Here is a 15,203-nt window from a genome sequence, read left to right on the forward strand (position 1 = left end):
TTTTACTAAGATTTTGCAAACTATCATTATTAATTATTTTTAAGAATATCGATAGTATAACCTTTATTCGAATGATTTTTAATTATTTCATAATAAGTTTTTTGTCTAATTTTATTAACTATATTTCTCATTGTATAAATAGACATGTCTTTACCTTTCCATACTATATCTTTTATAGTATCATAATCAGTAATTTCATTTCTTTTAGTTATTAATAATTTTAAAAATGACTTTTCTAGTCTTGTAAAGTCAATTAATACTCCACCTGATTTGAAAAATTGGTCTCTATATTCATCAAAATAGATTCCATTTTCAAATTCAATTTTATCACCTCTTTTTGTTTGATTTAGACACATAATAACAGCTAGTTTTACATCTTTTGCTCTTAAAGGCTTAGATAAAAATGTATAAGCACCTGAATTAATAGCTGTTACGATATTTTCATTATCATCTGAACTAGAAATAACTATTTTTGGTAATGTTGGAGCTAATTGAGATAACTCTGAACATAACTCAGAAAATGAAACACCTTCAATATCTGCATCAATTATAGACATATCATAATTATTTGAACATGCTAGAGATAAAGCCTCTTCCATAGTAACTGCAATTTTCAATTCTTTGAAATAATCATCAAACTCATTTTCAATTGCTTGTTTTACTGCTTGATCATTACTTATAAAAAGTAGCTTTGCATTGTACAACTTTCTTATATTTCTTACTGTTTTTAACATATTATTACTCTTTAAATATTGGTTTAAGATATAATAATAACAAAAATTTCTTTATTTGTCAAAGAAAATTATATATTTAGACAATTTTTATCTTCATTTAAGTTCTTGCCAAGAATTTCCAATGGCAACTGATACTTTTAAAGGAACATTTAGAGTATAAATATTCTCCATTATTTCCTTAATATCACGTGTATATTCTTCAACAAACTCATCTTTTATTTCAAGAATCAATTCATCATGAATTTGTAAAAGTAATCTCATGCTATCATTATTTTTATATTTTTTATGAATTTGTATCATTGATAATTTTATTAAATCAGCTGCACTTCCTTGAAATAATGTATTTACAGCTTCTCTTAAATATGCAGCTTTTAACATTGCATTTGCAGAATTAAAATCAAATAACCTTTTTCTATTTAATAATGTTTTCACATAACCATTTGTATAAGCAAAATCTTCTATTGATTTTAAATAATTTTTTACACTTTTAAATGCTTCAAAATAAGAATCAATATAAAGTTTTGCCTCTTTTGATGGAATACCTAAAGTATCTCCTAATTTTTTACTTCCCATTCCATATAATAGTCCAAAATTTATTGATTTTGCAATTCCTCTTTTTTCTTTAGCTTTTTCTTCACCGAAAATTTTAACAGCAGTTTGATAATGAATATCTAGGTCATTTTTAAATGCTTCTACTAAAGCCTCATCGCAACTAAAATGAGCTAATAATCTTAATTCAATTTGAGAATAATCAATTCCTACTAATTTATATCCATTTTTAGGAATAAATGATTGTCTTATTTGCAAAAGAGAATCACTTCCCACTGGAATATTTTGTAAATTTGGATTTTTTGAGCTTAATCTTCCTGTAGCAGTTCCGGTATGTAAAAATGAAGTATGTATTCTATTATCTTCATTTTTTAAGCCAAGTTCTAATAAAGGTTCAATATATGTGGATTGTAATTTATAAGCTTCTCTATACTTTAAAAGTAGAGGTATTACATCATGTTCATTTACTAAACTACTTAAAACAGCTTCATCTGTACTATAACCTGTTTTTGTTTTTTTTGAAGTATTCAAACCTAAAGTTTCAAATAAAACTACTCCTAATTGTTTTGGAGAATTTATATTAAATTCAACTCCACTAACTTTATAAATTTTATTAGTTAATTCTTGAATATATTTATTAGATTTTTCTTTATACTCCTTTAAAAGATTAACATCGATTTTTATTCCATTATTTTCCATTTCAGCTAATACATAAATAAAATCAAATTCAACATCGAACGCAAGTTTTAAAAGTTCTTCATCATTTTTTTCTTTAAAAATTTCCAATTGTCTATTAAATAATTTTAGTGTCATTAAAGCATCTTCAGCAGCATATTCACAAGCTTTTGATATATCTACATTTGAAAAATTTTCACCTTTTTTTACAACATCAGAGAAACTAATCATTTTATGTTTAAATTGTTTATCAATTTGATAATCAAGTCCAACTTTTTCATTTGTATTTAAAAGCCAAGATAAAATCATTGTATCAGCATAAAGTTTTAATTCAATATTAAAATTATGTTTAATAATCTCATAATCATATTTAAAATTTTGAAGAACTAATTTATATCTATTTAATTGAAAGATTGCTTGAGAAGCTGCCTCTTTTGAAATTTGATTTCCAACACCTAAATATGAGTGTGCAATGGGAACATAATATGCTTTATTCTTTTCATATGCAAAAGAAAAACCAACAATTTTTGCACAAGTTACATCAATATCAGTTGTTTCAGTATCAAATGCAACTATAGAATCTCTTGGAATAGTATTTATGACTAAAGATAAACTATTTTCATTATCAAGTAAAATATATTCTATTTTTTCCTCTTTTTTTATCTCTTTTGGAATTTCAGTTTTGTAAGCCATTCCATTTTTACTTACTTTTTCTAAAATTTTTGTCATGTCATATTTAATTAAAATATCACTAATTTTTAAAATAGGATTTTCAGTAGGTAAAACAAATTCTTCTAAATTATCAATTACATGACAATCTTTTGATAAAGTTACAAGTTTCTTAGAGATAAATGCCATTTCTTTACCTTCAATTAGTAACTCTTTTGTTCTTTTTTTAGTTATATTTTCAAGATTTGCATAGATATTTTCTAAAGTCCCAAACTCTTTGATTAATGCTTCTGCTGTTTTTGCACCAATTCCTTTTACTCCTGGGATATTATCTGCACTATCACCTAAAAGTGATTGATAATCAGTAAATTGAGAAGGAAAAACTCCATATTTTTCAAAACATTTTTCTTCATTTATAACTACTTTTTTTGTAGGATCAAATAAATATATTGTATCATCCTCTATTAATTGGTATAAATCTTTATCATGAGAAACAATTCTAACTTCTAAACCTTTATTTTTTGCATCATGTGCTATTGAAGCAACTATATCATCAGCTTCAAATCCTGTTCTAATAGCAACTTTAAATCCCATTTGTTCAATCCATGAAATAGCAATTGGAAGTTGAGTTAATAAATCTTCTGGAACATCAGGTCTATGGGCTTTATATCCATCATAAAGTTCATTTCTAAAAGTATTTCCTTTTGCATCAAGTGCAAAAACTACATAATCTGTTTGAAAATCTTTTCCTATATTTGATATAAAATTTATAAATCCTGTTAATAAGCCTGTTGGAAATCCATCTCTTGAACGTAAAGGTGGAAGAGCAAAATAACTTCTAAATAAAAATCCAAATGTATCTATAACTGTAATTGTTTTTTTCATAAAATCTCTTTTCTTTGCTTGTTTAAAGATTTTATATTATAATAATGTCACTAAAAATAAGGTTTTATAACAAAAGGAAAGTAAATGATTATTATACCTGCAAGATTAAATTCTAGTAGATTTGCAAATAAAATTATGGTTGATATTTTAGGATTACCTATGGTAATAAGAACAGCTACTCAAGTAAGTAGTTTAGATAAAGTTGTAATTGCAACTGATTCACAAGAAGTAATAAATTTAGCTTCACAACATGGTTTTGATGCAGTTTTAACATCAACTTCTCACAATAGTGGAACAGATAGAATAAATGAAGCTGTAAATATTTTAAATTTAGATGAAAATGAGATTATAATAAATGTTCAAGCAGATGAACCATTTATAGAAACTCAAGTTGTACAAGCTGTTATAGATAGAGTAAAACAAATAAAAGAAAATAATGAAGATATTATGATTACTTCTTGTTATAAAGAAATTAGTCCAGAATTAGCAGATGATCCAAACCATGTAAAAGTAATTTTAGATGAACTTTCTAATGCTATATATTTCTCTCGAGCTAAAATTCCATATCATAGAGATCATCATGAAAGTGCATCATATTTTGGTCATTTAGGAATTTATGGTTTTACAAAAAAATCATTAAATAATTTTTGTCAATTAAACTCATCAAAATTAGAAAACATAGAAAAACTAGAACAATTAAGAGCAATTGATAACGGCCATAAAATTGCTATGGTTAAAGTTGCATCTAAATCTTTTGGTATAGATACACAACAGGATTTAGATAACGCAATAAAAATCTTCAAAAAATAATCATAAAAAGTGCTTTATTACTTTATTTAATAAGTAAAGTAATATTAAAGCACTTTTATGCAAAACTAAGAAATAAATAAAAACGAAGGTGAATTTATGCGTTATGATGTCTTCATCATAGATAATCTTATTAAATTTAATGATTTTAAAGATTATTCACAAAAGAAACTTAGAAATACAAATATCTCTTTATTTCCAAATGTTGAAGATATGATTTATGAAATAGAATTTGTAGATGTGCTTATTGTACATATTGATTCTATTGAATACTTTAAAATTATTGATAACTACCTAAAAAATGAACCTTACATCGTTTTTATAATCAAAGATAATTCAGATTTAGCAAAAATCCCAAACTCTAAAAAATGTGATATATTATACGAACCTTTGGATTTTAATAAATTGATTTTTAAAATAAATCTTTTCATAAATAATATAAACAATCATATTTCATTGAAAAAAGAAGAAGATTTTTCAAATTCAATTATCAATAATATTAATTATCCAATTTTTTCTACTGATTCAGAACATATAATATTTGCAAATAATCATTTTTATGAACTTACAAATTGTTTTTCACTTGAAGAATTAAATAAAAAATATAAAACAACAAATGATATTTTTGAAAACGAAGAAGGTTGTATTACAGATTTAGATTTACTTTCGATTGATAATACAAAAGAAAAAACATTAAAAGTTTGTATAAAAGATTTAGAGAATAAAAAAAGATTTTTTTCAATACAAAAAATTCATTTATCTCATAATGATACAAATATTATTATATTAAATGACATTAGCCATGAAGTAGAACATAAACATGAATTATATAAACTTTTATATACTGATAATTTAACAAAATTTCCTAATCGTGCAAAATTAATAGAAGATTTACAAAATAATGGTTTAAATTTACAAGCTGTTTCTTTACTAAATATCAATTCATTTAAAGAAGTAAATGACTTTTTTGGTCATAAAGTTGGTGATTCGATTTTAATTGATGTTGCAAAACTAATCTCAAAAAAAATAGAAAATTTTAAAAATTTAAAATTATACAAATTCCCATCAGATACATATTGTATTGTAAACACAGAAAATTCTCGTGATGAGTTTGTAAATTTAATAAATGAAATAATTGAAACCATTTATAAAAATGTTTTTATTTTTGAACATTATGAAATTGATATAAGAATGACAGCTGGAATTTCATTTTCAGATAAAAACAATAAATTAATTACAGCAGATATTGCTTTACAAACTGCAAAAAAAGACCATAAAGATTATTTAATTTTCTATGATGAATTGGATAAATTCCAAGAATATGAAAATAATATGTTTTGGACTAAAAAATTAAAATCTGCATTTATAAATGACCATATAGAAGTTTTTGTTCAACCCTTAGTAAACAATAAAACTTTAAATGTTGATAAATATGAATGTTTAGTAAGACTTATTGATGAAGATGGAAAAATCGTAAATCCATATTTCTTTTTAGACATATCAAAAAGGTCAAATCAATACACAAAATTAACAAAAATTGTTATTGAAAAATCATTTAAAAAATTTGATAATCTTCCTTTTGAATTTTCAGTAAATATCTCTTATGAAGATATAGAAAATAGTAATTTTTTAGATTTTATAAAAGAGATGTTAAAAAAATATAATGTTAAAAATAGAGTTGTTTTTGAAATATTAGAAGATGAAAATATAAAAAATTATAATCTTTTAATTTCATTTATTGATGAAATTAAAAGTTTAGGCTGTAAAGTTGCTATTGATGATTTTGGTAGTGGTTATTCAAATTTTGAACATTTATTAAAAATGAATGTTAATTATCTAAAAATTGATGCATCATTAATAAAAAATGTTGCAAAAAATGAAAATTCATATAAAATTACAAAAACTATAATAGAATTTGCTAAAAGTTTAAATTTGAAAACAATAGCAGAATATGTAGAAAATGAAGAAATTTTCAATATAATAAAAGAATTAGGTGCTGATTATTCACAAGGCTACTATTTTTCAGCACCAATTGCAGAGCCAATTATAAATGAATTTAAAGAAAAGATAGAATAATGAATAAAGAAGTTTTAAAAGATATTTCTGTTTTATATGTAGAAGATGAAAATGATGTTAGAGAATTTACTTCTAAACTGTTAAGTTCTTTGCTAAAAAAAGTTTATACTGCAAAAAATGGTTTAGAAGGATTAGAACTATTTAAAGAGAATCAAAATAATATAGATTTAATCATTTCAGATATAAATATGCCTAAAATGAACGGTTTAGATATGTGTGAGCAAATTAGAAAAATAAATAGTGAAATGCCTCTTGTAATAACAAGTGCACATAATGATACAAATTTTTTAAAAAAAGCTATCGAAGTTGGCGTAAATACTTATGCTATGAAACCAATTGATTTATATCAATTAATAGAAAGTATCATAAAAGCTATGGAGCCCATTTTATTAAAAAGAAAACTTATAGAATTAAACCTATCTTTAGAAAGCAAAATAGAACAAGAAATAAATAAAATAAAATCTATATTAGATGCTCAAGACAATATTATAATTGTTACAAATAAAGATGAAATAACAAATGTAAATAAAAAATTTTTAGATTTTTTTGAAATTATGAATTTTAATGAATTTATATCTACTAAAAAAAATATTTTTGATTTTTTCCAAGAAGAGTTTGGATTTATCACAAAAGAGAAAATAAATAGACAAATTTCTTGGGTAAAATATATAAAAGATTTACATGAAATAGATAGAATTGTTAAAATAAAAAATTCATTAAATGAAGAAAAAATTTTTGCTATAAATGTTGATTATTATGAAAACAAAGAAGATTATTATGTTTTTTCTTTAACTGATATTACAAAATTAAAAGAAAAATCAAACTTACTTGAATATCAAGCAAGTCATGATAAATTGACAGGTTTATTTAATAGAAATAGATTTGATGAAATTTATTCTAAAGAGATAAAAAGAGCAAAAAGATATAACAATGATTTATCAATAATACTTTTTGATATTGATAATTTTAAAAATGTAAATGATACTTATGGACATCAAATTGGTGATGAAGTATTAAAAGAAATTGCAAAATTACTTTTAAATAATGTTAGAGATCTTGATATTTGTGTAAGATGGGGAGGAGAAGAATTTTTGATTTTACTTCCTCAAACAAATTTAGATGGAGCAAAAACTGTCGCAGAAAAAATTCGAACAGCTATTATCAAAAATTCTTTAACAGATAAAAATCTTCAAATAACTGCAAGTTTTGGTGTACTTCAAATGATTGACTCTGATGATGAAAATTCATTAATATCAAAGGTAGATAAACTTCTTTATTTGGCAAAAAATAGTGGTAAAAATATAGTAGTAACTTAAATATTACTACTATTTAAAAGTTAAAATCTTCACCTAAATAATGTTCTCTAACCTTTTCATCATTTTTAATTTCTTCACTTGTTCCGCTAGAAAGAAGTCTTCCTGCTTTCATAACATAAGCTCTATCACATATCTGTAAAGTTTCTCTTACGTTATGGTCTGTTATCAAAACTCCAATATTTATTTTTGTTAATTGATGAATTATCTCTTGTATATCTTTAACTGCAATTGGATCAACTCCAGCAAATGGTTCATCTAAAAGTAAAAATTTAGGATGAGAAACTAAAGCTCTTGCTATTTCCGTTCTTCTTCTCTCACCTCCTGATAAAGAAACACCTTTTCTTTGTCTAATTGGCTCGATATTAAATAACTCAAGTAATTCTTCAACTCTTTTTTGTTGTTCATCTTTATCTTTACTAATAATTTCAGCTGCAAGCATCAAATTATCTTCAACTGACAAATCTTTAAAAATTGAAGACTCTTGTGGTAAATAACCTATTCCTTTTATTGCTCTTTTATGTAAAGGTAAAGCTGTTATATCTTTATCATCAAAATAAACATTTCCACTCGTTGGTTTTACTAATCCACAAACTGTATAAAAAGTTGTTGTTTTTCCTGCACCATTTGGACCTAATAATCCAACTATTTCTCCTGAATTTACTTCAAGAGAAATACCATGTAAAATTTGCGTTTTTTTAATAGTTTTTGTTATGTCTTTTATCTCTAATTTATGCATTTATTTTATACAGCCTTTTATTTTCTTTTTTTTCAATATTTATTAAAATAACTTTATATCCATAATCTTTTAATATTTCTTCAAGTTTTTCATCACCCCATTCTATAAAGTGAATACCCTCTTTTTCAAACTCCTCAAGCATTCCAAGAGAAATGAACTCACCTAAAGTTTTATTGTAAACATCATAATGAAAAATATTATCTGAATAAATAGCTTGCAATGAAAAAGTAGGAGAAGTCACTAAATCATTTAATCCTAATGCTTTAACATAATTTTTTACAAGTGTTGTTTTCCCACTTGCTAAATCTCCCCTTAATATAACAATAGTATCTTTATTTCCAATGATGTTTTTTAATTCATCAACTAAAATATTTAAATCTGTTAACTCTAATTCAAACTCTTTTTTCAAAATAATCCTAACTTAACTTTTTAGATACTTCAATAATTTGTTCTAATTTTTTTTGTGCTGCACCACTAATAATAGCCTCTTTTGCCATATCAATACCATCTTTAAAATCTCTAGCTTTTTCATCAACAATAAGTGCAGCAGCAGTATTTAGTAAAACAATATCAAGTTTTGCTCCAACAATTTTTTTAGATAAAATATCTCTTGTTAATCTTGCATTAAATTCTGGTCCTTCTCCTATAATATCTTCTTTTGAAGCCATTGGAATACCATAATTTTCTGGATTAATCTCGATATCAGTAATTTTTCCATTTATTAAAAGTGTTGCATAAGTTATATCAGATACAGAAATTTCATCCATTCCATCATTTGATGATAAGATCATTGCCCTTTTACTATCAAGCATATCAAGAGCAGCTGCTATTCTATTTATATAATCTTTATCAAATACCCCTATTACTTGTTTTGTAACTCCTGCTGGATTACATAAAGGTCCTAAAATATTCATAATTGTTCTATGTGGAATTGTTTTTCTTACAGGAGTAATATATTTCATACAAGGATGATGATTATTTGCAAACATAAAAGCAAAACCCGTTTCTTCAAGCATTTTTGCAGTGTTTTCTAGACTTAAATTTAAATTTATTCCTAAAGCTTCAAGCATATCTGCACTTCCACTTTTACTTGTAACACTTCTATTTCCATGTTTTGCTACATAAGAACCACAAGCTGCAAGTAAAATAGATACTGTACTTGAGATATTAAAACTATAACTTTTATCTCCACCTGTTCCAACTACATCAATAGCTTTTTCTTTTAAATCTTCATAAATTGGAAGAGGAATAAGATGATCTCTCATAGCACTAGCAGCTCCTGCTATTTCTGCAGCTGTTTCACCTCTTTCATAAAGTTCTAATAAATACTCTCTAACTTCTTCTTGTGATAATCTATTTTCAAAAATATCATCAAATTTTAATTTTGCTGCATTAAACATTTAGTTTATCCTTTGTACATATTCTTCAATTTTTGATTTTGGAGTTGATTTAGTAGTTGGGATTTGCAATACTTTAAACTTTTCACTTTTTTCAAGATATTTTATTTCTATAATATCTCCAACTTTTACCTCTTTTGCTTTTTTTACAGCTTGGTCATTTATAAAAACAACTTTATGCTCAAGCATATCTTCAGCAACTGCTCTTCGTTTAGTAATATTAACGGCATTTAAAAATTTATCTATTCTCATAACATAGATTATAACTAAAATAAGCTAAATAATATTTAGAATCATTTAAAAGAAATTTCATACTTTAATATCAAATCTTTCATTTAATATATTACATATAGATTACAATACTATTTATTCTATTTTATTTTTTAGTTGAATTACAACTTATTTTCGATAAAATAGCATCCTTAAAATAATGTAACCATAGGATAGATTTATGAGTAAAAAAGATGTTAAAAAAGTAGTTTTAGCTTATAGTGGAGGTCTTGATACTTCTATTATTTTAAAATGGCTTCAAGATGAATATAAAGCTGAAGTTGTTACTTTTACAGCTGATTTAGGACAAGGTGAAGAAGTTGAACCAGCAAGAGTTAAAGCAATTGCTTGTGGTATCAAACCTGAAAATGTTTATATTTTAGATATTAAAGAAGAATTTGTTAAAGATTACGTTTTCCCTATGTTTAGAGCAAATGCAATTTATGAAGGTGAATATTTATTAGGAACTTCAATAGCTCGTCCATTAATTGCAAAAAAATTAATTGATATTGCAAATGAAACTGGAGCTGATGCAGTTTCACATGGAGCAACTGGAAAAGGAAATGACCAAGTTAGATTTGAATTAGGGGCTTTAGCTCTTAGACCTGATATCAAAGTTATTGCTCCTTGGAGAGAATGGGATTTAAATTCAAGAGAAAGTTTACTTGAATATGCAAGAAAAAATGGAATTGAAATCTCTAAAAAACACGTTGATGAAAATGGAAATCCAAAAGCAAGTCCTTATTCTATGGATGCAAACTTATTACATATCTCTTATGAAGGTTTACATTTAGAAAATCCAGCAAATGAGCCAGAAGAATCTATGTGGTTATGGACAACTGCTCCTGAAAAAGCACCAGATGCACCTGAATATTTAACTATTTCTTATAAAAATGGTGATCCAGTTGCTATTGATGGTGTTGAAATGTCACCAGCTACATTACTTGCTAAATTAAATGAATTAGGAAATAAACACGGTATTGGAAGAGTTGATATCGTTGAAAATAGATATGTTGGTATGAAGGCACGTGGTTGTTATGAAACTCCAGGTGGAACTATTATGTTAAAAGCTCATAGAGCAATCGAATCTATTTGTTTAGATAGAGAAGCTGCTCACTTAAAAGATGAGTTAATGCCAAAATATGCTAAGTTAATTTACCAAGGATACTGGTTCTCACCAGAAAGAGAAATGCTTCAAGCAGCTATTGATGCAACTCAAAAAAATGTTGAAGGTACAGTTAGAATTAAACTTTATAAAGGAAATGTAACTGTTGTTGGAAGAGATTCAAAAATGTCTTTATATAACGATGCTTATTCAACTTTTGAAAAAGATGAAGTTTATAATCAAAAAGATGCAGAAGGATTTATTAGATTAAATGCTTTAAGATTTATCATCGCTGGAAGCAATCCAAACAGAAAATAAGCTAAAAGTGGAATTTCCACTTTAGCTAAACCTATTTCCCCACTTCTTTTTTCTCTTTTCATAACCATTTTGTAACTGTCACTCAACTGTAATTTTTCAACATTAGAATAATCCATCTTATCAGTGAGGAAAGTATGGATTACTTAAAAGATTTAGAAACAATCGTAAATATAAACTCTTACACAAAAAACAAATCAGGTGTTGATTTAGTTGGACAAAAAATGACAAGTTGGATTGAACCTCTTGGATTTAATACTTCTATTTTTACAAGAGAAAATATTGGTAATCACCTACTCTTTTCCTCCCAAAAAAAATCTGGCAATAAAATCTTACTTTTAGGACACAATGACACAGTTTTTCCTCCAAATAGTTTTGAAGGATTTAAAGAAGATAAATTTTGGGTTTATGGACCTGGAGTTTGTGATATGAAAGGTGGGAATATTGTTGCTTTACAAGCTCTTAGAAATATTTTCAATCAAAATGGTAAAGTATTCAACATTGACTTTCTTTTAGTTTCGGATGAAGAAACTGGAAGTGATGATTCAAAAGAATTAACTTCATCAATTGCAGCAAATTATGATTACTGTTTTGTTTTTGAAGCAGCTGGAATTAATCTTGAAGTTGTAACTCAAAGAAAAGGTGTAGGAACTTTTACTATTACTATTGAAGGTCTTGCTAGTCACGCTGGAAATCATTATGATAAAGGAATTGATGCAAACTTGGAAGCAAGTTTCAAACTTCAAGAACTTGTAAAACTAACAAACCTAGAACTTCAAACTACAGTTAATGTTGGAAAAATAAATGGAGGAATTGGTGCAAATACAATCTCTCCAAAATGTGAACTACTTTTAGAAATCAGATATACATCAAATGAAGAGAAACAAAGAGTTTTAAAATCATTGGAAAAAATAGTAAATACTTCTTATGTAAAAGGCTCAAAATCAACTCTTAGTGGAGGAATACAAAGAGATGTTATGTCTGAAAATGAAGAACAACTAAAATTTATAAAAGAGCTAGAAAATATCACTAATACAAAAATTTTTAAAGAAAAAAGAGGTGGAGTTAGTGATGCAAATATTGTTGCTAGTTGTGGTGTAACAACACTTGATGGTTTTGGTCCATTTGGTGATGGGGATCATACAATAAATGAAAGAGCATTAAAAAGTAGTTTTACTTCAAGAATAGAACTTATGACAAAAATATTAAATCATTTTCAAAAAAATCTATAAAAGGGGAAATTATGGCAAAAAGAAATATTGGTATGTGGCTTTATCAAAATAGTGGTGGAGATGTTATTCAAAAAAAGATGATTAAAAAGTTAAAAGAAAGAGATATTGATACTATAACAAATATCAATCTAAAAGATGCAATTGCTAAAAATGGTCATATCCTTTATGAAATGAAAAATAAAAATTTAAAACTTGATAAACTTGATTTGTTTTTCTCTTACAACGCAGGAGAACAAACTCCTTATCAAGTATATTTATATAAAGCCTTAAATAGAATCATTCCTATGATTAACTCTTATGAAGCTTTTGAAATAAGTGAAGATAAATTTCATACATCATTTTTTTTAAGAAAACATGGAATCAGAACTGCTGATTATAAACTTTGTAATAAAGATGAAACTTATAGACTAGAAACTATTATGAAAAAATGGAACAAAATGGTTTATAAACCAACTGATGGTTGGGGAGGAATTGGAGTTACTAAAATAGATAGCGTTGAAGCTTTAAATATGTTAATTCCTTTTTTAAATCAAATAAATCTTAAATATTTCTATGTGGAAAAATATGTGGATTACGATAATACTGATTATAGAATTGATATTGTTGATGGTAAATTTGTTGGTTGTTATGGAAGAAAAGCAGCCGTTGGACATTGGAAAACAAATATCACAAGTGGTGGAAGTGTATTTTTAAGAGAACCAAATGAAGAGATAATAAATCTAGCAATCAAAGCAACAGAAGTTTTGGGACTTGATATCGCAGGAGTTGATATTATTTATGATAGAAAAAAAGAGGAATACATAGTTTTAGAAGTAAATGGAATACCTGCTTTTGCTACACCTGAACAAGAAAAATTAGGTCTTAATTTCAATGATAAAAAAATTGATTTAATTGTTGATTTAATAGATAGGAAAGCATTAAACAAAGGAGAAATAAAATGAAAAAGCTACCGAAGATTGGACTTTTATATCTAGATTATGTTTTAAGATTCTTTGATAAATCAAACTTCAAAGGTTGGAGTGACAAAATTGAATCAGTTGTTTATCATTGGAAAAATGATAAAGAAAGATTTATAAAAGAAGTAAAGAAAAAAAAGATTGATATTTTAGTTGGAAATATTCCTGCAACTGCTTACGATACTTTTGTACAAATTGCAAAAGAATTGCCAAATGTTAGATTTGTTCCTTCAATTGAGAGCCAATTTCCAAATAAATCAAAAGAAAATGTAACGCTTTTTTGTAAAAAATATAATCTATCAATTCCAAAAACAAAAATCTTTTATAATATGGAAAAAGGTTTAGATTACTTAAAAAACAAAGCAAACTATCCACAAATTATAAAAAGAAGTTATGGACCATCAAATTATGGTGGATATTATGTACATAAAGCAAATAACTTTCAAGAAGCAAAAGAATTACTTGAATTAAAAAAATATAATCCAATCTATACACAAAATGCAATTAAACTAAAAGATTCAGGAGATATTAGAGTTATGTTAATTGGGCATAAACCAGTTTGTGCATTTTGGAGATATTCAGGAAAAAATCAATGGATTACAAATACTTCTCAAGGTGGTTCAATGTCATATAAAAATGTTCCAATGAATGCTTTAGAACTTGCAGTTAATGCTTCTAAAGCTTCTAAAGCTGAATATTTTGCTTGTGATATAGCTATTGATGAAAACACAAATAAAGCTTATATATTAGAGTGTGCTACGGCATTTGCTGCTTTTCCATATATTAGAGATTGGATTTGTCAATATTTAATGTGGGATTTTTCAAAAGGAAAATATCCAAAACCACATATTCCCCTATTTTCTTGGGAAGAGTTAGGAAAAATTGATTCATCACTTTTAAGAACTCTAAGAAACATCACTTTTGGTAAATACACACAAAGTTATGATGGAGAAAGATTTGTAAAAGATAAAAAAGATATTTTTGAAATGGAAATGACTGATGAATCAAAAGAATCTGATATGCCATTTACAAATGTAGAAGATTTAAATATACAAATAGATAAACAAAATCAAAATGAACAAGAATTTATGGTAAAAAAAATAGATTTTAACAAAGCTAGTTTAACAGATTTGATGACACTTTATGGAATGGAGGAGGATTTAGCAATTGAAATTAAAGAATATTTACAAGATAACATCATCACTGATTGCTCTGATTTACTTGAACTTGAATCAATAGATGAGCAAATGTTAAAATCTTGGGAAGAGCATATTGATGATATGAGAATTGATATTAATTGTGTTAATAAAGAAGATTTGAAAAAAATCAAAGGAATTGGAAATAAATTAGCAAAAATTATCTCTGATTATAGAGAAAAAATTGGGAAATTTGTAAGTATAGAGGATTTAAAAAATATTGAAGGAATTGGAAAAAATAAGTTTGCCCAATTAAAATCAAGATTAAAAGTTGGAGAATAAATT

Annotated in this window: 13 protein-coding genes; 7 read left to right on the forward strand and 6 right to left on the reverse strand. The window is 25.6% G+C overall.

What is annotated here, in order from left to right:
* Positions 1-29: 29 nt before the first annotated feature.
* Complete coding sequence (locus ADFLV_RS08290; protein WP_014474306.1) at positions 30-734, reverse strand: response regulator transcription factor; 705 nt, start codon at positions 732-734, stop codon at positions 30-32.
* A 93-nt stretch (positions 735-827) separates the two neighbouring features.
* Positions 828-3,512, reverse strand: a complete 2,685-nt coding sequence (gene polA / locus ADFLV_RS08295; RefSeq protein ID WP_129010674.1) for a DNA polymerase I — start codon at positions 3,510-3,512, stop codon at positions 828-830.
* Between the two features lie 84 nt (positions 3,513-3,596).
* Between polA and kdsB the strand changes: the two genes are divergently transcribed.
* From kdsB to ADFLV_RS08310, 3 genes are all read left to right on the forward strand, one after another.
* Positions 3,597-4,322 (forward strand): 3-deoxy-manno-octulosonate cytidylyltransferase, encoded by a 726-nt coding sequence (gene kdsB / locus ADFLV_RS08300; RefSeq protein WP_129010672.1) that lies wholly within the window; start codon positions 3,597-3,599, stop codon positions 4,320-4,322.
* A 96-nt stretch (positions 4,323-4,418) separates the two neighbouring features.
* Positions 4,419-6,395: an EAL domain-containing protein gene (locus ADFLV_RS08305; RefSeq protein ID WP_129010670.1), complete on the forward strand. Its 1,977-nt coding sequence runs from the start codon at positions 4,419-4,421 to the stop codon at positions 6,393-6,395.
* Complete coding sequence (locus ADFLV_RS08310) at positions 6,395-7,711, forward strand: GGDEF domain-containing response regulator (RefSeq protein ID WP_129010668.1); 1,317 nt, start codon at positions 6,395-6,397, stop codon at positions 7,709-7,711. Before ADFLV_RS08305 ends, ADFLV_RS08310 begins: the two co-directional genes overlap by 1 nt.
* 13 nt (positions 7,712-7,724) lie before the next feature.
* Here the strand turns inward: ADFLV_RS08310 and lptB are convergent, their stop codons facing one another.
* Genes lptB through ADFLV_RS08330 form a run of 4 tightly spaced genes read right to left on the reverse strand, consistent with a single transcriptional unit; the run spans position 7,725 to position 10,096 of the window.
* Complete coding sequence (gene lptB / locus ADFLV_RS08315) at positions 7,725-8,447, reverse strand: LPS export ABC transporter ATP-binding protein (RefSeq protein WP_014474311.1); 723 nt, start codon at positions 8,445-8,447, stop codon at positions 7,725-7,727.
* Positions 8,440-8,856, reverse strand: coding sequence for a tRNA (adenosine(37)-N6)-threonylcarbamoyltransferase complex ATPase subunit type 1 TsaE (tsaE, locus tag ADFLV_RS08320; protein ID WP_129010666.1), 417 nt, complete (start codon positions 8,854-8,856; stop codon positions 8,440-8,442). Before tsaE ends, lptB begins: the two co-directional genes overlap by 8 nt.
* Before the next feature lie 7 nt (positions 8,857-8,863).
* Positions 8,864-9,847: an anthranilate phosphoribosyltransferase gene (trpD, locus tag ADFLV_RS08325; protein ID WP_014474313.1), complete on the reverse strand. Its 984-nt coding sequence runs from the start codon at positions 9,845-9,847 to the stop codon at positions 8,864-8,866.
* Positions 9,848-10,096: a S4 domain-containing protein gene (locus tag ADFLV_RS08330; RefSeq protein WP_014474314.1), complete on the reverse strand. Its 249-nt coding sequence runs from the start codon at positions 10,094-10,096 to the stop codon at positions 9,848-9,850.
* A gap of 199 nt (positions 10,097-10,295) precedes the next feature.
* Here ADFLV_RS08330 and ADFLV_RS08335 point away from each other — a divergent pair, with 199 nt between their 5' ends.
* From ADFLV_RS08335 to ADFLV_RS08350, 4 genes are all read left to right on the forward strand, one after another.
* Positions 10,296-11,537 carry an argininosuccinate synthase gene (locus ADFLV_RS08335; RefSeq protein ID WP_129010664.1) on the forward strand — a complete coding sequence of 414 codons (1,242 nt, stop codon included), beginning with the start codon at positions 10,296-10,298 and terminating at the stop codon, positions 11,535-11,537.
* A gap of 134 nt (positions 11,538-11,671) precedes the next feature.
* A complete protein-coding gene (locus tag ADFLV_RS08340) occupies positions 11,672-12,766 on the forward strand; it encodes a M20 family metallopeptidase (RefSeq protein ID WP_129010662.1) in 1,095 nt (364 codons plus the stop codon).
* 11 nt (positions 12,767-12,777) lie between these two features.
* A complete protein-coding gene (locus tag ADFLV_RS08345) occupies positions 12,778-13,707 on the forward strand; it encodes an ATP-grasp domain-containing protein (protein WP_014474317.1) in 930 nt (309 codons plus the stop codon).
* Positions 13,704-15,200: a helix-hairpin-helix domain-containing protein gene (locus tag ADFLV_RS08350; protein ID WP_014474318.1), complete on the forward strand. Its 1,497-nt coding sequence runs from the start codon at positions 13,704-13,706 to the stop codon at positions 15,198-15,200. The genes ADFLV_RS08345 and ADFLV_RS08350 overlap by 4 nt, the downstream gene beginning before the upstream one ends.
* The last annotated feature ends 3 nt before the right edge of the window (positions 15,201-15,203 follow it).

It is taken from the genome of Arcobacter defluvii (assembly GCF_013201725.1).
GTDB classification, from domain to species: Bacteria; Campylobacterota; Campylobacteria; order Campylobacterales; family Arcobacteraceae; genus Aliarcobacter; species Aliarcobacter defluvii.

Bases quoted from the DNA above. Each gene is read 5' to 3' on its own strand.
- ADFLV_RS08290 (WP_014474306.1), bottom strand. From the start codon at position 734: ATGTTAAAAACAGTAAGAAATATAAGAAAGTTGTACAATGCAAAGCTA.
- polA (WP_129010674.1), bottom strand. From the start codon at position 3,512: ATGAAAAAAACAATTACAGTTATAGATACATTTGGATTTTTATTTAGA.
- kdsB (WP_129010672.1), top strand. From the start codon at position 3,597: ATGATTATTATACCTGCAAGATTAAATTCTAGTAGATTTGCAAATAAA.
- ADFLV_RS08305 (WP_129010670.1), top strand. From the start codon at position 4,419: ATGCGTTATGATGTCTTCATCATAGATAATCTTATTAAATTTAATGAT.
- ADFLV_RS08310 (WP_129010668.1), top strand. From the start codon at position 6,395: ATGAATAAAGAAGTTTTAAAAGATATTTCTGTTTTATATGTAGAAGAT.
- lptB (WP_014474311.1), bottom strand. From the start codon at position 8,447: ATGCATAAATTAGAGATAAAAGACATAACAAAAACTATTAAAAAAACG.
- trpD (WP_014474313.1), bottom strand. From the start codon at position 9,847: ATGTTTAATGCAGCAAAATTAAAATTTGATGATATTTTTGAAAATAGA.
- ADFLV_RS08330 (WP_014474314.1), bottom strand. From the start codon at position 10,096: ATGAGAATAGATAAATTTTTAAATGCCGTTAATATTACTAAACGAAGA.
- ADFLV_RS08335 (WP_129010664.1), top strand. From the start codon at position 10,296: ATGAGTAAAAAAGATGTTAAAAAAGTAGTTTTAGCTTATAGTGGAGGT.
- ADFLV_RS08340 (WP_129010662.1), top strand. From the start codon at position 11,672: ATGGATTACTTAAAAGATTTAGAAACAATCGTAAATATAAACTCTTAC.
- ADFLV_RS08345 (WP_014474317.1), top strand. From the start codon at position 12,778: ATGGCAAAAAGAAATATTGGTATGTGGCTTTATCAAAATAGTGGTGGA.
- ADFLV_RS08350 (WP_014474318.1), top strand. From the start codon at position 13,704: ATGAAAAAGCTACCGAAGATTGGACTTTTATATCTAGATTATGTTTTA.